Origin of the sequence: Xanthomonas sp. LMG 12460 (assembly GCF_009192895.1) — a bacterium.
Taxonomy (GTDB): Bacteria; Pseudomonadota; Gammaproteobacteria; order Xanthomonadales; family Xanthomonadaceae; genus Xanthomonas_A; species Xanthomonas_A sontii.
The window spans coordinates 1-21242 of the sequence record NZ_NKUH01000014.1; the positions used below are offsets into that span (position 1 = coordinate 1).

6 protein-coding genes are annotated in these 21242 nt (G+C 66.7%); all 6 read right to left on the reverse strand.

Translation table 11 applies throughout. From position 1 onward, the window contains the following. The coding region (locus CEK66_RS02935) for a hemagglutinin repeat-containing protein (protein ID WP_255424678.1) at positions 1 to 1567 on the reverse strand (1567 nt) is incomplete at its 3' end. Positions 1568 to 1723: 156 nt separating this feature from the next. Beyond that, entirely contained in the window at positions 1724 to 2005 is a 282-nt protein-coding gene (locus tag CEK66_RS02940; protein WP_152235900.1) for a colicin immunity domain-containing protein, read from the reverse strand. Further along, positions 2002 to 2415 (reverse strand): colicin D domain-containing protein, encoded by a 414-nt coding sequence (locus CEK66_RS02945; RefSeq protein WP_226978476.1) that lies wholly within the window; start codon positions 2413 to 2415, stop codon positions 2002 to 2004. Before CEK66_RS02945 ends, CEK66_RS02940 begins: the two co-directional genes overlap by 4 nt. Before the next feature lie 14 nt (positions 2416 to 2429). Continuing rightward, positions 2430 to 6209 (reverse strand): hemagglutinin repeat-containing protein, encoded by a 3780-nt coding sequence (locus CEK66_RS02950; RefSeq protein ID WP_152235901.1) that lies wholly within the window; start codon positions 6207 to 6209, stop codon positions 2430 to 2432. Positions 6210 to 6418: 209 nt separating this feature from the next. Next, complete coding sequence (locus CEK66_RS02960; protein WP_152235902.1) at positions 6419 to 6895, reverse strand: hypothetical protein; 477 nt, start codon at positions 6893 to 6895, stop codon at positions 6419 to 6421. After that, positions 6892 to 21222 (reverse strand): hemagglutinin repeat-containing protein, encoded by a 14331-nt coding sequence (locus tag CEK66_RS02965; RefSeq protein WP_152235903.1) that lies wholly within the window; start codon positions 21220 to 21222, stop codon positions 6892 to 6894. Before CEK66_RS02965 ends, CEK66_RS02960 begins: the two co-directional genes overlap by 4 nt. Positions 21223 to 21242 lie beyond the last annotated feature (20 nt).

Below are 21242 nucleotides of genomic sequence, written 5' to 3' on the forward strand. Positions count from 1 at the left end.
CGGTGATGGTGTCGGTCTGGCCGTTGCCGTTGCCTTTCTGGTTGTAGTTGCCGAACGGCAGGCTCGCCGCATTGTTGAAGCTCCAGCCCTTGCCGCGGCTATCGTTGCCGCTGGACTCGGTGGTATGCGCCACGCCCAGGTCGATGTTCTGGCTCGCCAGCAACAGCGCGTTGCCCTCGGCCGACAGTTGCGTGCCCTGGCTGGTGATCGAACCGTCGCTGGCGAGCAGGGTCAGGTTGCCGCCGGCGCTGACCTGGCTCACCCGCGCAGTACTGGTGCTGTCGTTCTGGTTGGCATTGGAACTGTGCGATCCCGCCTGGATCACCACCGGCGTGAGCGCGGCCGCAGTGCCGGCCGTATCGCCCTCGGCGCGACGGCTGAGCTTGCCCATGGTCGAGCCGCTGTCGGGCATGTTGCTGGTCGCCGAATCGCGTGCGCTGCGATACGCCGCGGCCGGGTCGTAGGTCACGCCGATGGAGAAGCCGCTGGACTTGCTCGACTGGTTGGACTGGTTGTCCACCGTGTCCTGTGCCGCGAGCAGCGCGATGTCCTTGGCCGCCAGGGTCAGGTCCTTGCCCGCGGCCACGTCGGAGGCGCCGATGGTCAGTTGATCGCCGGCACTGATCAGCAGATTGCCGTTCTTGGCACCGACCGCCGAGGCCACCTGGGTGGTGCTCTCGGTGCTGCTGTCGCTGCTGCTGCGCGACTTGCCGTAGCCGAGGCTGGCCACGCCGCCGGAGAAGCTGGCGCTGAAGCCGGACTTCTTCTGGGCGCTGCTGTGCGCCTCGCTGCTCTGATCCTGCGCCGAGACGATGGCCACGTCGTTGCCGGCCACCAGGCGCGCGTCCTGCTGGGCCAGCACGGTCGAGCCGACCACGGCGATGTCGTTGCCTGCCTTGATCTGCACGCTGCCGGCGTCCAGCGAGGTGCCGACGGCCAGGCTGTCGTGCCACTCGTCATGCGTGGTCGTGGTCTTGCTGGACAGGAAGCCCTTTTTCTTCTTCTGCATGTCCTGCACGGCGTCGTGCTGCTCCTGCGCGGCGAGCAGGTTGACGTCGTTGCCGGCGGACACGGCCAGCGCGCCCTTGTCGGTGAACGCCTTGGCCGCGGTCAGGTTCACGTCGTGGCCGGATTGCAGGGCGATGTCGCCACCAGCGGTGAACTCGGTGCCGTGGACGGTCTCGTCGCGGGTGCTGGTGGTCTGCTTGAAGCGCTTGCGCGTCTCCAGGGTGGTGGTGCTGTCGACCGTGGTCAGCGTAGTGCTGTTGAGGTCGTGGCCGGCGACCACGGCCAGGCCGTTGCCGGCGTCGAGCTTGGCGGCAGTCAGGTTGACGTCGTGGCCGGCGCTGAGCACCAGGTTGCCGCCGGCGGTGAGTGCTTGCTGGTCGATGTCCTGGGTGGTCGTGGTGGTGACGACCTTGGTCTTGCCCTGCCGGCTCTGGTCGGTGACGGTGCGGCTGTCGCCCAGAACCGACGTGACATTGAGATCGTGCCCGGCCGCGGCGATCAGGTTGCCATCGGCCTTCACTTGCGCCTGGCGGATGGTGAGGTCGTTGCCGGCGGCCAATTGCAGGCTGCCGCCGGTGGCGATGCTGTGCGCACCGTGGCCTTGTCGTTGGCGTCGGTGACCGGGATCAGCGACAGGACGTGGCCGGCCTGTAAAGACTATTGTGTTGTCGACGGTTAGGCTGATGCCTGCACCATCAGGCAGTATTAAAAATGATCAGACATTGGCTTTTTCAAACCTATTTATTTCATCGCATACTTTGCTAAGTAAGCCCGCCTCATCCAATTCGAAGGATCTCCTTGTATTCGCATCCTCGTTATACATATCCGCAGAACAAAAAATGCTAGACAAACACTCACTCAACAAAGCCACGTCTTTAATCATAATCCCTCTGTCGCGCTCTATTCTCCAAAGCTCTATGTACGCCTCAGAAAAAACGTGCGCATCCAATCTACCTAATGCGAAAGACTTTGCGAAATCAAAAAGAACAATACTCATCTAAGAACACCATTTTTAATGAAATTTTCAAACTGTCGGCTCCCGGGGTATAGCTTAAATCCTGTTACAAAGCTCCCTTGGTCGTCAACAACAACCACGTTGTTTGTCTGCGCATTGAAAAAAACCCTCGAGCCTTTTGAAAAACCATAAGTTCCATTTTCCACTGTATCCGGGGAATTCATGTGCCTCTCTAACGCCAATCTAAACTGCTCGACTGTTTGAGGGTTTTTTCTTGCTTCAATAATACCAAAATCAACTGCATGTTTAAACTTGTCACGAAGCTGCTCAAAACTCGCTGTCAGTTGTTTCTTTAAAATTGGAACAGAATAGTCATCTGGAGCAGGATATCTTGATGGATAACTAAATGTCTCCGTCACGTCAACCGAGTTAGGCTTTGGCTTATCAGCCACAACGTTAATCACGTCTAAGTCTGGACCTCACCCTTATTGAAGCCAACTTCCACCACCTTGTCTTTTTTTACCAAAAGCTCAAATGCGGGCGGCCCATCACCGGACCGCGTACTACGCGGAGCCAAGACCTCAACGGCACCCGCAACATCGTACATGCTTGCACCAAATTGATTTGCCGCAGCGACTTGCTCCGGGCTACCGCCAAAGAGAGCTGTCAATCTCGCTGGAGAACCAAAGATACCCAAGACTGCTGTATCTAGACGATTCCTGTCTTCAAGCGAACCCCCGCCGATCAGCGCTTTAACTTGCTGCCCATTCCAATCCCTCTCCGTCAGCAGCTGATAGTCGAGGCTGTAAGACGATCCAACGCCGATTGTGCTTTTTGAGGCAGCTTGTGCTACGCCTGCCGCAAGTATCGCGTCATATTCCTGGGTGCCTGGCTTAAGACTCAGCAGCGCTGCTTGCTGCTCCGGAGTCAGGTAGTCGAAGTACCGATCCTTCATCTCACGGCTTTGCGCAAGACTGACGTCATCCCACTTTCGCTCTACATTCTCTCGGCATTCTTCCGTCGTGCACTTGCTGAGTTCACGCGCCTTTTCATCGCGTTGCGGATGACTGAGATAGTTGTTCACCACCTCATTGCTGGCCGTCGCAGCACCCGCAGTGCCGCCCGCCATCGCACCCGCCGCTGTCGATGCCAAGGCGGTCAACGTGTCCGCCAATGGCCCGGTGACGCCTGCCTCCCGCAGCGCGGTTGCCACAGCGGGCGCGGCAAGCGTTCCTGCAGCGGCGCCCGTCGCACCCTCTAGCCCGCCCGTGAGTCCCCCGACCACGGTGTGCGCCAGCACGCGCAAGCTGCCGTTATCGCCCCACTGGCTTTCCAGTTGGTCGGCCTGTGCGGTCAGTTGCGCCTTCTGGTCAGGTTCGGTCGTGTCATTGGCCTGCCGACGTAGGTCTGCCGCCTCCGTCATCTTCTTCTCGGCGTAGTCGCCAATCACATGCGTGGCCTGCTGCCCAAACGTCGCCGTGATCTGCGCCTGCGCCGCCACCTGCTCCTGCAGCTTCTGCCCATCCCATTGCTTGGTCAGGCCATTGGCGTCATCGCCCGTAACGACATCGCGCTTCAGGCCCGCCAGCGCGTCCGCTACGCTCTTGCCGGTCTTGGCTTGCTGCCCCGCTTCGTCGGTGATGACCAGCGCCCCGCCACTGATGCCGCTGTGCGTGGTGGATTGCGAGTTCCCACTCTCATGGCCATAGCCGGCCGCACTGCCGTTGGCGCCGGTGTTGTAGTTCTGCCAGGACCACTTGCTGCCATTGTTGGTGGTGGAAGGTGTCTGGCCCTCACTGCCCTTGGCCTTATCGTCGTCGGTGCCGACGCTGTAGCCGCCCGACAGGCTGATGCCCTTGGCGTCATAGCTGCTGGTGTTGGCGATGTCGCTGTACGTCAGCGTGCCGGTGCTCAGGCGGTTCTTGCCTTGGTCGATCGCATCCTGGCTGCTGGCGATCACCGCGCCCTTCAGGTCGGTGTTGCCGCCCACGGTGATGTCGAACCCGCCCTTGCCGGCCTGGATGCCGCTCTGCTCGGTGACGCTGGCGTAGTCGCCATTGACCTTGTTGCTGCTGTAGCTGGCGCTGGCACTGAACCCGATGCCGAACGTGACGTTGCCACCGATCGACTTGTCCTTGCTGGCGTAGCTGCTGCTGTCCTGCAGGCTCTCGATGTTGAGGTTGCCGCCGACATCGGCGATCACCTTGTCCGCGGAGACCTGTGCGCCCTTGAGCGTGGTGTCGTTGCCGCTGATGATCGTGGCGTTGTTGCCCGCAGCCACATGGCTGTTGGTGTAGCTGACATCCTCGCCATTGGCCTTGCCACGCGCCCCACTGGCGCTCAACGTCACGCCCGCCGCGAACCCATCAGCGCCGTAGGTGATCGCAACGCCGACCGCAGCGCTGCTGCTCTTACTCGTGCTGTGCTGTTCGGCCGTGTTCTTCGCGGCCTCGATGGTGACATCGTGATCGGCGGCCAGCAGCAGGTCGTGACCAGCGGTGACGTCGCTGCCGCGTACCAGCAGGTTGCTCGCATCGCCGCCGCCAGTAGCGATCAGATTGACGTCGCCGCCTGCCTGTAGCTTGGAACCCTTGGCCTGGTCGGCCGACTGGGTACTCTTGCTCTCGCTCTTGCTGCCACCCACCGTCACGGCGATGCTGATGTTCGCGCCTTGCGCAGCGCTTGCGGCGCTGCCGCTGGCCAGTGCGCTTCCGGTCTGACTCAGCGAGCTGGCGGCGCCATAGGCGCTGTAGGCCGCGGACCCCGCCGCCAGCGCCTGCATGCGCGCATCGCCACTGACTTTGGAGCCAGCCTTGGCCGTATCGTAAGCGGACTGGGCCAGGTTCAGTGCTGCGGAACTGAGCGTGATCGACAAGCCGCCTTGGCTGAACTTGCTGCGCTGCTCGGCATCGGTGGTGTCGTGGACCTCGGTGATGGCGATGTCCTTTGCCTTCACCGTGATGTCGCCGGCATTGGCCAGCACGTCGCCGCCGGTCTGCGCGTAACGATTGCCCGCAACCAGCGTGACGTCGCCCTCCACGCTACCGACCGTGCTGCCCACATGCGTCACATCGGCGGTGTCGGCATTGTTCTGGATCTTCTGCGTGCCGAAGGTCACGCCGATCCCGCCGCTGCCGAACATGCCGGACTTCTTCGTCTTCTTCTCGTGCTCCTCGCTGTGCGTGTTCTGCGCCGTCTCCAGCGTCAGATCGTTGCCGGCGGCCACCACCACGTTGCCGGTGCCGGCGACCTGTGCGCCCTGCGACAGCAGGTCGTGGCCGGCGGCGATCTGCACGGTGTCGCCGCTGAGCGTGGTCGCCACCGCGGTGCTGTCGTGCCACTCGTCATGCGTGGTGGTGGTCTTGCTGGACAGGAAGCCCTTTTTCTTCTTCTGCATGTCCTGCACGGCGTCGTGCTGCTCCTGTGCGGCGAGCAGGTTGACGTCGTTGCCGGCGGACACGGCCAGCGCGCCCTTGTCGGTGAACGCCTTGGCCGCGGTCAGGTTCACGTCGTGGCCGGACTGCAGGGCGATGTCGCCGCCGGCGGTGAACTCGGTGCCGTGGACGGTCTCGTCGCGGGTGCTGGTGGTCTGCTTGAAGCGCTTGCGCGTCTCCAGGGTGGTGCTGCTGTCGACCGTGGTCAGCGTGGTGCTGTTGAGGTCGTTGCCGGCGACCACGGCCAGGCCGTTGCCGGCGTCGAGCTTGACGGCGGTCAGGTTGACGTCGTGGCCGGCGCTGAGCACCAGGTTGCCGCCAGCGGTGAGTGCCTGCTGGTCGATGTCCTGGGTGGTCGTGGTGGTGACGACCCTGGTCTTGCCCTGGCGGGTCTGGTCGGTGACGGTGCGGCTATCGCCCAGCACCGACGTGACATTGAGATCGTGCCCGGCCGCGGCGATCAGGTTGCCATCGGCCTTGACCTGCGCCTGGCGGATGGTGAGGTCGTTGCCGGCGGCCAGTTGCAGGCTGCCGCCAGTATCGATGCTGGTGCGCACCGTCGCCTTGCCGTTGGCGTCGGTGACCGGGGTCAGCGACAGGTCGTGCCCGGCCTGCAGGGCGGCGTCGCCGCCGGCGGCGATCGCCACGCCGTGCAGTTGCAGATCGTTGCCGGCCTGCAGGGACAGGTTGTTGCCGACGGTCAGGCTGGTGCCATCGCCGCCGCGGGTCAGGCCGGACTCATCGCGCAACGCGGTCGGCTGCAGCCTGAGATTGTTGCCCGCCAGCAGCGCGGCACTGTTGCTGGCCTTCACGGTGGTGCCGGTGAGGCTGAGGTCGCGGCTGGCCTGTAGCAGCAGGTTGTTGCCGGCGAGGCGTTGCGAGTGGTGCTGGTGAAGTCGCGCCCTGCACTGAGCAGCTCGTCGCGGCGAGCGATCTGGCCGCCTGAGTTCAGCAGATCCTGACTGGCTTGCAACGCCACGGTACCGTCGGAGACGATGCGGCCGTGGTTGAGCTGATAAAGTCAGATAAGCAACCCATTGAAGTCGTACATGTACTCTTCAAATTCCAGCAATGTCCAAATGTGCCCATCCAATCTATCCACTCGAACAACCCCTCCAGCCTTCTCTTGACAACTATCGACAATATTAAATGTTTGATAAAGAGGGAGGTCAGGAGATAATAAGATCCCTTCTTCTGCAACGCTCGCACCGATAGAAGAAGCGTATTTTTTTGCGAAGCGTAAACATTCTGATTTACCAAGCAATCTCTTCTCTTTATAACAGTGGGGAACACTGAAACAGTTGATGCCAAGAGATCGCAAATCGATCAGAATTCTGACCAAATTAATTCTTTCAATTTTAACTCCAAAGTATCCCTGAAAACCACCTTCCTTGTACCTAAAATCTTTATCGTATATCCCTATCAGCTTGAGTCTTTCCGATGTCACCACCTCAAAACTAAATAAATCACAATTAAATCTATTTCTTATAATGGTCATTTTTTTACCTCCGGCGTAATTATTACGATACTTCCTAACTTCTCGCCAGTTTTAGAAGCTTTACCCAGAACGTCCCTCAGATCGTTTACAGGAACAGAGTAGGAAGAACCAGTGCCTAGAGGCCATGGATCTCGAATGTACGCACGTCCGCTATCGATGGAATCAACAACGATAGCATGGAGGCCGCCACCAGAAGTTCTAACATTTACGATAACTGAAGAACTCCCATTTGCCGCCTCGGCTATTCTATCAATACTTGCACCTGACAAATATTCCGCAGAGCCTTTAAAGCCAAGATCGCGCAACCCATTTGGCACATCTGAAAGCCAGGCGCCACTATGATCGGTGTTAATAGCGCCCCGCACATAGAACTCTGGAATGTCTTCGAGATTTGCAGCCATTCGACAACTTGCTGCGACACAGGAAATTTCAGTTGACTGCCCCATAACTTTACTTGGCGGCTCGTAAGGGCCAATGTTTTCTTTGAGAAACAAGCCCTCTCCGTTACCGGCTTTAGCTATTTCCGCATCTTTCTCCAGTAACTTTGCCGATCGTGCAGCATCACTTGTTAGTGCCAATTCTAGCGGAGCACCTTCCAACTTAGCCCCTTCTTTGAGGGCCACCTTTTCCGTCGCGTCTGCAATAACTTGTGCAGCCTTCCGCTCTGCGACGCTCGCGGCAGTACCGATGCTGTGACCACCCGTAGCATCGCCAAGGACAACATCTGCTGCCCCAACTGCTAGCGCATTGCAGGCAATTGGATTTCCAAAACATGCCGTTATAGCAGCCGGGGTCGCCACGACGCCGACTGCAGCTCCACCACCAAGTACAAGGCCTGCGGCAGGTACCGCCAGCACACCCCGACCGGAGGACCCGATCTGCGTATCCGCAAACGTCAGCAATTCCGGGCTGTAGTTCGCCTGCAGGGTGTCCTTGTGAATACCCGCCTGATAGAGGCTGTTGTAAACAGTGAGGAAATTGTCAGGACTGGACGCCAACTCGTTTCCATACAGATGAAAGTTGTTGTATTCGGCGTCGGTCGCCTGGAACGCACGCTCCCCAGCATAATCGTTGGTATTGGTACTCAGGAATGCTTGCGCACTCTCATCAACTTTGGTGTTCCCAATAAGTCCATTGATCTTTGCATCCACGCGCGCTGCTGCTTCCACGGTTAGGCGACGCGTTGCTTCCTCTTCGCTAATTCCTTCCTGCAAAGCGAATGTCGCGGCGTTCTGACGGATCCAGGTCACCTCTTCCGGATGCAACTGCCGGTTGAATCTATCGCCCGATAGCGCCGTGTTGGCTCCGTCCTGTCCACCCAACACACCGCCGATCGCCGCGCTGCCCAGTTCCATCAAGGCGTTGTACGTTTCCTTGTCCGTCACCCCGTGGGCGACCAGATAGTCCGACATCGCGCTCTTGGCAGCTTCAGCGCCAGCAGCGGCTGCAGCACCTTGCAGCGCGCCGTCACCGCCCAGTGCGGCGACGGCGGCGCCCGTCAAGCCATGCAGCAGTATCTTGTTCACTCCCCCGTCGCTCCACGACTCAAGACGGGCTTGTGCTGCTTTTCGAGTCTCCTCGTCCGGGGCATTGATCAAGTTCTGCTGTGCCTTAAGTTGCATCGCCGAGGCAACATCGCCAGCAACACGGAACCCGACCTCGCCCGCCACGGCGGCCAACTCCTTCTGCTCTGCCAGCTTCTTCTCGTCGAAGATTTCCTTCAGGCCCGACTGCTGCAACTCGGTGGTCTTGCGGTCCAGGCCCGACAGCGCCGCGGTGTCGCCGTTGCGCACCTCCACCGTGCCAGCGGCGATGTCACTCTTGGTAGTGCTACTGCTGCTGTCGCTGCTGTTACCCAGCATGCTCAGCCCGGTTCGCGCGGCAACACTGACCATGCTGCTTCCGGTCCCACCGCCGACCGACACGCCACTGCTCTTGTACTCGGCCTTGTTCTGCAGGTCCTCCACCGTCAAACCGTTGGTGGACAGACGGTTCTTCTCAGCGTCGGCGGTGCTGGCAATGGCGCCGCCAATGAGATGGGTGTCGCCGCCGACGGTAATATCGAATCCACCGTTGCCCGCCTGGATGCCGCTCTGTTCCTTGACGCTGATGTAGTTGCTGTTGACCTTCTGCTGGCTGTAGCTGCCACCACTCCCGGAGCCGGTCGCCAGGGTCAGGCTGGCCTGCTGCTGCTTGCTCTTGTAGTCGTTGGTGTCCTGCTCGCTCTGGATCAGCAGGTCGCCACCGACCTTGGCCAGCACGGTGTCGCCGATCGCCTGCGCGCCCTTGATCGTGGTGTCGTTGCCGCTGGCCAAGGTCAGCGTGTCGTTGGCCGTGACCACGCTCTCGGTGTGGAGGTTGCTGTTGCCCTTGGCGTTGCCCTTGCCGGCCGACACGGTCAGGTAGTAGCCGGTCGTTGCGCCGACGCTGACACCGATCTCGCCGCCGGCGTTCTTGTTTTCCGACTTGGTCGTGTTGGTTTCCTGCTGACTCAGCAGGTTGAGGTTGTTCGCCGCCGCCAATGCGACGTTGTCGCCGGCGATCTTGCTGCCGATGACGTTGAGATCGCCGCCCGTGGCCGCGATGGTCACATTGCCGTCGCTGAGGATGCGGCTGCCGCCGGTGGTCTCTTCGTGGGTCGTCGTCTTGCTGGACGCGCTGCTGGCACCGATGCCGATGCGCAGGCTCACGCCGGTGGCATTGGCCGCTCCCTGAGCACCATCGGCTGACGCCTCACCGGTTCTCGTCATGTTGCCGGCAACTGCTTCGCCGTTGTAGCCCTTCAGGCCGTTGCTGGCCAGACCAGCCGCATCGCCGATCGCGTAACCGGCCTTCGCCGCGTAGAGCGCCTTGAGGCGATCGTCGTCTACATCCGAGCCACGCTTGACCGCCCCATACGCGGTTTGCACCGCATCGACCAAGCCACCGGTCAATCCAAGGGTGATCCCGGCACTCTGCTGCTTGGACGTCTGCATCGTATCCACACGGTTCTCGACCGCTGCGATTGTCACGTCCTTGCCGACGATGGCGGTGCCGGTCTTGCTCAGCACGTCGCTGCCGGTGATCGCCACGGCATTGCCGGCGGTGAGGGTGACGGAGCCATCGGTGCTGCCCACCAGGCTGCCGCTCTGGCTCACCTCAGTGGTGTCGAGCGTGTTGGTCTGCTTGCTCGCACCCAGGGTGACGCTGAAGCCGCCGCCGCTGTACAGGCCGGTCTTCTTGACCTTCTTGTCGTGCTCTTCGCTGTGCGTGTTTTGCGCCGTCTCCAGTGTCAGGTCGTTGCCCGCAGCAACGACGACATTGCCCGTGCCGGCGACCTGCGCGCCTTGCGAGAGCAGGTCGTGACCGGCGGCGATCTGCACGGTGTCGCCGCTGAGCGTGGTCGCCACTGCGGTGCTGTCGTGCCACTCGTCGTGCGTGGTGGTGGTCTTGCTGGATAGGAAGCCGTTTTTCTTCTTCTGCATGTCCTGCACGGCGTCGTGCTGCTCCTGCGCGGCAAGCAGGTTGACGTCGTTGCCGGCGGACACCGCCAGCGCACCGGTCTCGGTGAACGCCTTGGCCGCGGTCAGGTTCACGTCGTGGCCGGACTGCAGGGCGATGTCGCCGCCGGCGGTGAACTCGGTGCCGTGGACGGTCTCGTCGCGGGTGCGGGTGGTCTGCTTGAAGCGCTTGCGCGTCTCCAGGGTGGTGCTGCTGTCGACCGTGGTCAGCGTGGTGCTGTTGAGGTCGTTGCCTGCGACCACCGCCAAACCCTTGCCGGCGTCGAGCTTGGCGGCGGTCAGGTTGACGTCGTGGCCGGCGCTGAGCACCAGGTTGCCGCCGGCGGTGAGCGCCTGCTGGTCGATGTCCTGGGTGGTGGTGGTGGTGACGACCTTGGTCTTGCCCTGACGGGTCTGGTCGGTGACGGTGCGGCTGTCGCCCAGCACCGAGGTCACGTTGAGATCGTGCCCGGCCGCAGCGATCAGGTCGCCGCCGGCCTTCACGTGCGCCTGGCGGATGGTGAGGTCGTTGCCGGCCGCCAGTTGCAGGCTGCCGCCGGTAGCGATGCTGGTGCGCACCGTGGCCTTGCCGTTGGCATCGGCGACCGGGGTCAGCGACAGGTCGTGGCCGGCCTGCAGCGCGGCGTTGCCGCCGGCGGCGATCGCCACCCCGTGCAATTGCAGGTCGTTGCCGGCCTGCAGGGACAGGTTGTTGCCGACGGTCAGGCTGGTGCCATCGCCACCGCGCATCAGACCGCCGTCGTTGCGCAGCGCGGTCGGCTGCAGCGTGAGGTTGTTGCCCGCCAGCAGTGCGGCGCTGTTGCCGGCCTGCACGGTGGTACCGGTCAGGCTGAGGTCGCGGCCGGCCTGCAGCAGCAGGTTGTTGCCGGCAGTGATGCCCGAACGCAGGTCGCCGCCGGCGAGGGCGTCGCGGGTGGTGCTGGTGAGGTCGCGACCGGCACTGAGCAGCACGTCGCGGCCGGCGATCTGGCCGCCGAGGTTGAGCAGGTCCTGATTGGCCTGCAACTGCACGGTGCCGCTGGACACGATGCGGCCCTGGTTGAGCAGGTTGCCGGCGGTGGCGCTGACATTGGCGCCGCCGATGGTGCCGGTGTTGCTCAGGCCAGCCGTGGCGTTGAGCGAGACGTCGCCGTTGTCGCTGGCCAACAGCGCGCCGTCGCTGCGCAGGGTCAGCGCGGTCTTCGACGCCAGGTACACCACCGGCACCAGCACCTTCTGGCCCTGGTACTCCTGTTCCACCATCCACACGATGTCGTGGGTTAGCGCGGCGACCTGGTCGGCGGTCAGCGCCACGCCCACGCTCAGGTGCAGGGTGCCGGCCTCGGCGACGCCGCCATCGAGCAGTGCGCGGTACTGGGCCACGCCGTCGGCGTAGTTGCCCAGGTAGCGGCGGCCGGTGAGCTGGGTGATCTGGTCCAGCACCAGGCGCTGTTCGTAGAAACCATCGCCCAGGCGGGTCTGCGTCCACTGCGGATCCACGCCGAGCTTGTCCAGCAGGTAATCGCTGCTGATGAAATTGTTGTAGTCGACGAAGCGCGGATCGGTCTCGATCAGGTAGCGGCGGCCGGGGGCGCTGGTGTTGGCCTTGACTCCGCCCAGGCCGTTGGCGGCGCGGCCCAGCGTGTTGACGCTGGCGCCGTTGCTGCCGACCAGGCGGTACAGCCCGCCCATCGGCAGCACGATGTTGCCCAGCGGCGCGCCGACGCCGCCGACCACCTGTGGCACTTGGCCGGTACCTGGGTCGATCTGCTGGTACTGGCCGGGCACGCTGCCGGCGGTCAGCACCGCCTGCGCGGAGCCGGCCTGGACCTGGCTGCGGCTGCCGCTGCCGGCGCCGCCGAGCTGGGCCTGCACGCCGCTGGCCTGGACCTGGGACGCAGTGGCACTGCCGCCATCGGCCAGGGTGGCCTGGCCGTCGTCGATGCGGATGGCACCGAGGCTGGCGGTGGCGATCCGGTTGCCGACGTTGGCCTTGGTCGGCGTCGCAGCGGTCTGCGCCTGCACGGCGATACCGCCGGCGCCGTCGGCGCTCATCGTGCCGTACCGGTTCAGGGCCCCGCCCTGGGTGGCGTTGAAGGACGCGCCGCCGATGCTGCGGCCGTCGCTGCCGACCGCGCCGTTGCTGATGGTGGCGCCGCTGATCGCCACGCCCTGACCACCGGTCATGTTGGCGGCGAGGGCGATGTAGCTGGAGTCGACGGTGGTGCTGGATAGTTCCACCTGCGTCTCGTCGTACCCGCAGATCGGTTTTTTGCCCTTGTTGATTCCCGATACAGGCGTTCCCGCACAGTCGTCGATGTAGGCAGTGACCTTGTGCTCCACATCGCGCTGAACAACCTGCTGCTTCAGCGCCAGCGCCTGGTTCGCCACGGACTCGTTGCCAGTGACCATGCCGTCGTAAAGACCTGCGACACCGCGCTGGTTGACCATCAGCGCGCCAGCAGCAGCAATCGTCGATGCATTGTTGGTCACGCTGCCGGACAGGGCGATGTTGCCACCGGCCGCGATGCGCCCTTCGGCGCTAGCCGCGATCAGACGTTCGCGCTGCTCAACAGAATAGCTGCGGAATACGCCTGGCGCTTCGCCACGATACGGGTAATAGATGTAGTACGGGACCTTGGGATAGACGATGCTTCTGCTGTCGATCCGCTCGCTCGGCATCGCCGCATTGGCCGCTGCCTTGTCCGCATCCGATAGCGGGCCGGTCTGCGTACTCAGCACCCGCCGCCGATTGTTGATCTGATTGGCCGCAATCAGGATGCTGCCATCGGCCTCGATGCTGCCGGAGACGTTGTCCAGCGTGCCGGTGCGCGCGGTGAGCGTGCCGTTGCCGTCGCGCGCGGCGCCGATGGCGATGTTGCCGAGGCTGAAGATGCGCGCATCGCGGTTGACCAACTGGTCGCGCACCAGCAGGGTCATGCCGCTGGTGGCGCCGATCAGCGCACTGCCGTAGGCGGCGTTGTCAGTGGCGCTGCCCAGGTCGGCGCCGTTGACCAGGGTGCCGGTGTCCACCAGCACGTTGCCGCCGACCAGGCTGCCGGTGTTGGACACCGACCCCGAGGTGACCTGCAGGTTGCCGCTGGCGGAGATGTCGCCGGCGTTGCTGACGCTGCCGCCGGTGTTCAACTGCACGTTGCCCGAGCGCATGCTGGCGCCGGCGAGATTGCTGATGTTGCTGGCGTTGATGCCCAGGCTGCGCCCGGCCTGCAGCACCGAGGCGTTGACGAAGTTGCCGCCCACCGCCAGGCGGAAGTCGCCGTTGCTGGTGATGTCGGCACCGGCACGGTGGGTGTAATCGCTGCGGATGGTCAGGTCGAGCAGGTTCTGGCCGAGGATGCTGCCGCCGCCGTCGAAGCCGACGGTGTCGATCACCACGTCGCCCGCGCCGCCGGCGCTGCTGCCGGCGCCGATCTGGCCGCCGCTGTTGCTCAGGCTCTGCAGGGTCAGGCGCACCGCCTGCTCGGCCTTGATCCTGCCGTTGCGGTTGTCGAGCGTGGCGCCGCTCCGCTGCAACAGCATGCTGGCGCCGGCGTAGACGCTGCCGCCCTGGTTGTCGAGCGCATTGGTGTTGGCGATCAGGTCGCCGCCGGCCACCAGTTGCCCGCTGCCGTTGGCGATGCTGACGGCGTCGAGCACCACGCTGCCGCGCCCGCCCAGGCTGCCGCCGACGTTGCGCAACTCGCCGCCGGTGGTGAGCCGGGTCAGGCCGCCGCCGTTGTTGACGACGCTGCCCTGGCTGTTGTCGATGCGGCCGCCGGACAGGGTCATGGCGTTGCCGCTGTCGAGCTGGCCGCCGCTATTGAGCAGCGCGCCGGTGACGGCGACGCTGAGGTCGCGGGCGGCGCCGATGCGGCCGCTCTGGTGATTGTCGAGCTGGCCGCGCGCGGTCAACGCCAGGTCGCGCCCGGCCTGCAGGGTCCCGCCGCTGTTGCTCGCGTTCTCCGCGTTCAGCGTCAGATCGGTGCTGGCGCCGATCACGCCCGCGTCGTTGTTCAACGTATGCGCCAGATCCACGCGCAGGTCGCCACCCGCACCGCCGCTGCTCAGCGCCTGCATGGTGCCGCCGCGGTTTTCGAGGCTGTCGGCGCGCAGCACCAGGCTGCCGCCGGTGGCCTGCACCACGCCGAGGCGGTTGTCGAGCGCGCCGCTGCCCAGTTGCACATTCAAGCCGCGTCCGGACACGCTGCCGCCGATATTGCCCAGGCCGGCCGCGGTGACGCTGGCATCGCCGGCCGCGGCGATGGCGCCGCCCTGGTTGTCCAGCGTGTTGCCGGTACTGAGCTGCAGCTGGCCCTGGGTGAGGATGCGCCCGCCGGCATTGCCGAGGGCGCCGCTGCTGCTGACCATCAGCGTGCCGCCACCGGCGTGTTCGATGCGCCCTTGTGCGTTGTTGATCGACGCCGCGCCCAGTTGCAGGTCGCCGCCGTTGCTGACCAGGCGGCCGCCGCCGTTGTCGAACGCGCCGGTGACCGCGATGCGGGTGGTGCCGCTGCCGCTCTGCACCAGGCTGCCGCTGCCGTTGCGCAGCGTCGCCGCGCCCAGGTCAAGGCCCGCCGCCTGCAGCGTGCCGCCGACGCCGTTGAGCGCGCTGTTATCCAGCGCGCCACCCGCGCGCACGGTGAGCAGGCCGCCGGCGAGCAGGTCGGCGCCGCGGTGGTCCACGTCGCCGCTTGCGGTCAGCGTGGCGTTGCCGCCGACGCGGGCGGTGCTGCCGGCCAGCGCGAGTTGCGTGGCATCGGCGGCGAGGTTGCCGGCGGCGATCAGGCGGCCGCTGGCGCTGAGCGTGCCATCGGCATGCAGGGTCAGCGCGCCACTGTTGCCGAGGCTGCCATCGGCGCGCACGCCGGCCGCGGCCACGCCGCCGATGGCGACATCCCCGCCGCTCAGGCGCAGATTGCCGCTGGACAGGGTCTGCCCGGCGTTGTCGATACGCTGGCCCTGCAGCGCGATGTCCGCACCGCTGACGGTGCCGTGCTGGAGCACGCTGGCGTCGCTACCGAGCAGGACCTGGTTGGCGTTGAGGGTGCCGGCCACGGTCAGGTCGCCGTGCGCCTGCAGTTGCAGCGTGGTCGCCGCGCTCAAGGCGCCACTCTGGTTGAGCGCGCCGCCGGCCTGCGCGCTGAACCCGCCGGCCGAGGCCAGGGTGCCGCCCAGGTTCAGGTCGCCCTGGCTGACCAGGGCCACGTCGCCGGTTTCGCTGCCGAGCTGGCCGCTGCTGGCGACGCTGGCCGCCTGCACGCGCAGGGCGCTGCCGGCGATCAGGTCGCCGCGATTGTCGACCGCACCGTTGGCGGTCAGCGCCAGGCGCTGCACGCCGTAGCTGCGCCCGGTCTGCTGCAGCGAACCGACGTCCAGCTGCAGGCGCTGGCGCGCACGCAGCGCGCCGGCGTTGCTGAGCAGGCCGCTCACGGTGAAGGTGGCGTTGCCCAGGGCGGCGAGCGTGCCGCTGCCGCTGTTGGTGGCACTGGCGGCGGTGAGGCTCAGGTCGCTGCCAGCGACCACCTGAGCGGCGTTGGTGAGCGCGCCGGTGGCACGCAGGTCGATGGTCGATGCGGCCTGCACCAGGCCGCCGAGAGCGAGATCGCCGGTGCTGGTCATCGCCAGCGTGGTGCCGGCGTCGACGGTGCCCTGGCTGTCGATGGCCGCGCCGTTCAATTGCAGCGCGCCGGCACTGTGCAGCACGCTCTGGCTGCCGCTGCGCAGGGTGCCGCCGGCCTGCAGGGTGGCACTCTGGCCGGCGCTGACGGTGCCGTTCACCTGCAGATCGCGCTGCGCCTGCGCTTGCAGTCCCTGGGTCGTGGCGAGCTGGCCGCCAAGGGTCAGGTCGCGCCCCGCACGCAGGTCCAGCGCCTGCGCGCTGAGCGTGCCGGTCTGCAGCAGATCGCCCTGCGCCTGCGCGCTGAGTGCGGTGGCGGCGGCGACGGTGCCGCCCAATGTCAGATCACCCTGGCTGGTCAGCGTCACCTGGCCGCTCTGGCTGCCGAGCTGGCCTGTGCTGGCGATGCGCGCGGCGTCGAGCTGCAGGTCGCGCTTGGCGATCAGCTCGCCCTGGCTGTCGATGGCGCCGCTGGCGCGCAGGCTCAGCGTGTCGCCGGCGTAGGCCTGGCCGCTGTGCTGCAGGTCGCCGACCTGCAGGGTCATGGCCTGGCCGGACTGCAAGGTGCCGGCGTTGGCGAGGGTGCCGGCGGTGGTCAGGGCCAGCGCGCCCTTCGCGGCGAGGCTGCCGCCTTGGGTATTGGCGATGCCGGTGGCGGCGACGCTGAGGTCGCGGCCGGCCAGCACCTGCGCGGCATTGGTCAGTTGGGTGCCTGCGGCGAGCGCGACATCGCGCCCGGCCTGGGCGACGCCGGCCACGGTTAGGGCGCCATCGCTGCGCAAGGCCAGATCGGTGGCGGCGTCGAGCGTGCCGCGGCTGTCGAGGCTGCCGCCTTGCAGGGTGATGGCACCGGCCGCGCTCTGCAGCACCGCCGCGTTGCCGGTGGTCACGCTGGCACCCTGCAGTTGCAGGTCGCCGGTGGCCAATGCCTGGCCATCGACGCTGAGCGCGCGCTGCGCCTGCAGCGTCGCGCCGGTGGCGCTCTGCAACGCACCGGCAACGCCCACATCGCGCCCGCTCAGGGCGATCGCGCGCGCCTTGGCCACGCCGTCCAGGCGCAGGTCGCCCAGCGCGGTGGCGTTCAATGCCTGCGCGGCGATCACGCTGCCGCCCAGCTGCAGGTCGCCCTGGCTGGTGAGCGTGACCTGACCGTTCTGGCTGCCGAGCTGGCCGCTGTTGCTGAGGCTGCCCACGTCCACCAGCAGGTCGCCGCCGGCGATCACGTTGCCGCGGTTGTCCATCGCGCCGCTGCTGCGCAGCGTCAGCGCCCGGCCGGTGGAGAGCGTGCCGCTGTGCTGCAGGCTGCCCGCCTGCAGGGTCAGCGCCTGCTCGCCGCGCAGCAGGCCGGCGTTGTCGAGCAGTCCATCGATGTGCAGATCCAGCCCGCGGCCGGCGGCCAGCGTGCCGGCAGCGCGGTTGACCGCGCTCGCCGCTTGCACCTGCAGATCGCGCCCGGCCACCACGCGGGCGCTGTTGTCGAACGCACCGGCGGCGGTCAGCAGCACATCGTTGCCGCCCTGGGCGATGCCGGCCAGGCGCAACGCGTCCTGGCTGTGCAGGGCCAGGTCGGTGCCGGCGTCGAGCGCGCCCTGGCTGTCGATGCTGCCGCCGTCCACGGCGATGGCCGCGGTGCTCTGCAGCACCGCGGCGCTGCCGGTGCCGACGCTGGCGCCGCGCAGCTGCACGTTGCCGCCGGCCAGCGCCTGCCCGTCCAGTTGCAGCGCGCGCAGCGCCTGCGCCTGCAGGGTCGACGCACTTTGCACCGTGCCGGCCATGCTCAGATCGCGCCCCGCCTCCAGCTGCACGGACTGCGCCTTGCTGGTACCGGCGTGGAGCAGATCGCCCGCCGCCTGCAGATGCAGCGCGGTGCCGGCGATCTGGGTGCCGGTCACTTGCAGATCGCCGGCGCTGACGACGCCGAGCTGTCCATCCTGGCTGCCGAGCTGGCCGCTGCTGGCCACGCTGCCGGCGCTGATCGCCACATCGTGCTTGCCGATCAAGTCACCGCTGTTGGTCAGTGCGGTGGCCGCCTGCACGGTCAACGTATCGCCGGCATAGCTGCGGCCCGTCTGTTGCAGGCTGCCGACGGTCAATTTCGCGGCCTGGCCGGCCTGTACCAGACCGGCGTTGTCGACGTTGCCCTGCACGCTGGCGTCGAGCGTCGTCTGCGCGAGCCACTGGCCTTGCGCCTGGTTGCGGGCGCTGGCCGCGGTGAGCTGCAGCGCGCGTCCGGCGAACACCTTGGCCTGGTTGTCCAGGGTGCCGCCGGCCAGCACCGCGACGTCGCGCCCGGCCTGGGCGATGCCGGCCAGGTGCATGTCGCCCGTGCTGTGCAGGCGCAGATCGGTGCCCGCGTCCAGCGTGCCCTGGCTGTCCAGCGCGGCGGTGTCCACCTGCAGGGCGGTGGCGCTCTGCAGGATGGCGCCGTTCCCCAACGCGACGCTGGCGGCGTTGACGCCGACCGCGCCGCTCGCGCTGGCCTGGCCGTCCACGCGCAGCGCACGTTGCGCCTGCAGTTGCAGGATGTCGGTGCTCTGCACCGTGCCGGCCACGCCCAGGCTGCCCGCGGCAGCGAGCTGCACGCCGGCCGCACGCAGGCTGCCGCGCTGCTGCAGATCGCCCAGCGCCTGCGCGTTCAAGGCGCCGGCGGCCACGACCACGCCGTCGAGTTGCATGTCGCCGCGGCTGTTCAGCACGACCTGGCCGCGCTGGCTGCCGAGCTGGCCGCTGCTGGCGAGACTGCCCACATCGAGCTGGACGGCGTCACCGCCGACCAGATCGCCCTGGTTGGCGACGGCGCCATCGACGGTCAGCGTCAGCGTCGTGCCGGCATTGGCCGAGCCGGTCTGCGCGAGGCTGCCGGCGCGCAGGCCGAGCGCACCACCGGCGTACAGGTGGCCGTCGTTGGACAGCACGGTCGCACTGCTCAGGCTGGCATCGCCCAGGGCCGACAGGCTGGCGCCAGCGGCGTTGCTCAGGCTGACGGCGTTGGCGCTGAGCGCGCCGCCGGCCACCACCTGGGCCTGGTTCTGCAGCGCCCCGGCGCTGCTCAGCGCGAGGTCGCCACGCGACTGCACGGTGCCGGCCAGCGACAGGTCGCCGGCGCTGCGCAGCGCCAGGGTGGTGCCGGCATCGAGCACGCCGGCCTGGGCGATGCTGGCGCCGTCCAGCGCCAGTGCGCCGCCGCTCTGCACCTGCCCACTCTGCAGCAATGCGCCCTGCGCATGCAGCGTGGCATTGCCGCCGGCCGCCAGGGTGGCGCTGCTGCGCAACTGGCCATCGGCGCTCAACTGCAGATCGCCATCGGTGCGGACCACACCGTCCAGCGTGGCGTCGCCGGCCGCCCGCAGTTGCGCGCTGCCCGCGCCCAGGGTGCCCGATTGCAGCAACGCGCCGCCGGCCTGCGCGGTCAGCGCGCCCTTTGCCGCCACCTGCCCGGCCAGGGCCAGGTCGCCGCGACTGCGCAGGGCGACGTCGCCGCCCTGGCTGCCGAGTTCGCCGCTGCTGCGCAGTTGCGCCGCGTCCACGCTCAGCGCCGCGCCGGCCACCAGGCTGCCGCTGTTGTTCAGCGCCGCCGTGCTGGCGAGCGTGGCGTTGCGCCCGGCGTAGCTGCCGCCGGAGTTGCCGACGCTGGCCGCGTCGATGCGCAGGTCGCGGCCGGCATACAGGGTGCCGGCGTTGTCCAGCGCGCCCGGCGTCGCCAGCGCGATGTCGCCGCCGGCCGAGACCACCGCACCGGTCGCATTGCCGATCGCCGCCGCGCCCAGGTCCAGGCGCCCGCCGGCGCTGAGCTGGCCGAGCGTGTCCAGGCGGCCGCCGGCCTGCACGCTCGCGTCCTGCCAGGACTGCGCAAGGCCGGACAGGCGCATGTCGGCGTCGCTGCGCAGGCTGAGGCCGGCGCCGGCGTCGAGCACGCCGGCGGCGTCGATCCGCGCCGCCTGCACCGCCAGGCTGCCGGCGCTCTGCACGGTACCGCCCTGCTGCAGCCAGGCCGCTCCGGCCTGCAGCTGCGCCGCGCCGCCGGCGTAGGCGCTGCCGCTGCTGCGCAACTCGCCGCTGGCGCTCAGCGCCAGATCGCCGCCGCTGTAGAGACTGCCGCCGGCATCCAGCTCCGAGCCGAACAGGGTGATGGCGCCGGCGCTGCTGCGCCCGCTGTGCGCCAGCGCGCCGCTGGCGGCGGCGTCGAGCAGGCTGTGGGCGATGGTGTCGCCGCTCAGCGCCAGTTGCGCGGCGCGCAGGCGCACGCCGGCCTGCTGCGAGCCGAGCACGCCCTGCTGGCTCAGCGCGCCGGCCGCGCGCAGGTCGACGTCGTCGCGGGCCACCGCGGTGCCGGCCAGGGTCAGCTGGCCAGCGCTATCGATCTGCAGGCTGCCGCTCTGCGCGGACAGGGTGCCGCGGCTGACCACGCCGACACCGGCCTCGGTGGCGATCAGGCGGATGCGGTCGGCGTACATGCCGCCCAGATACGCCACGTCGATGCCGATCGCCGGGGGGGCGCCGTCGCTGCCCGGCAGCACCTCCAGCAGCATGCCGTCGTAGCCGATGCGCTGCGCACCGGCGCTGGCCAGCAGGTCCTTGGCCCACACCGAACCGCCCACGCTCAACTGCCGCGACAGCAGGTCCAGGCGGTCGACGTTGTAGGCGTCCAGGCCGTTGCTGCCGACGCTCAGCGCGCCGCCGGTGATGGAGAACCCGTTCAACGCGCCATCGGCGCCGAGCAGCGGGGTGCCGGTGGCCAGGGTGACGCGCGAGGTGTTGAGGAAGCCGCAGCCGTCGCAGACGATGCCGTTGGGATTGGCGATCACCAGCTGCGCCTTGGCCCCGGCGATCTCGGTATAGCCCTGCAGGCGGCTGGTGGTGGAGGTGACTTCGTTGAGGATCAGCGTGGCCGCGCCGCTGTTCTTCAGATTGTCGTTGCCGGCGATGTAGCCGCCGAGTTCGGTCTTGGAGATCTGCGCGCTGTTGTTGAGGATCAGGCCGTTGCTGCCGACGTCGAAGCGCGAATAGCGGTTGTGCGAGACGCCGCGCGCGTTGGGGGCGACGATGTCGACCACCGGCACGCCGTTGGCGGCGGCCTGCTGGCCGGGCTGGCGCCCGTCCGGATTGGCGACCGGCGCGACCTGCGCGTACAGCGGCAGCGAGGTCCAGGTGACGGTGCAGCACAACAGCGCGGCCAGGCCGCGCTTGAGCGGCTCGAGCAGGCGGTGGCGGCGGTCGTCGGTACGGTCCATGTGCATCGTCGTCTCTCTCG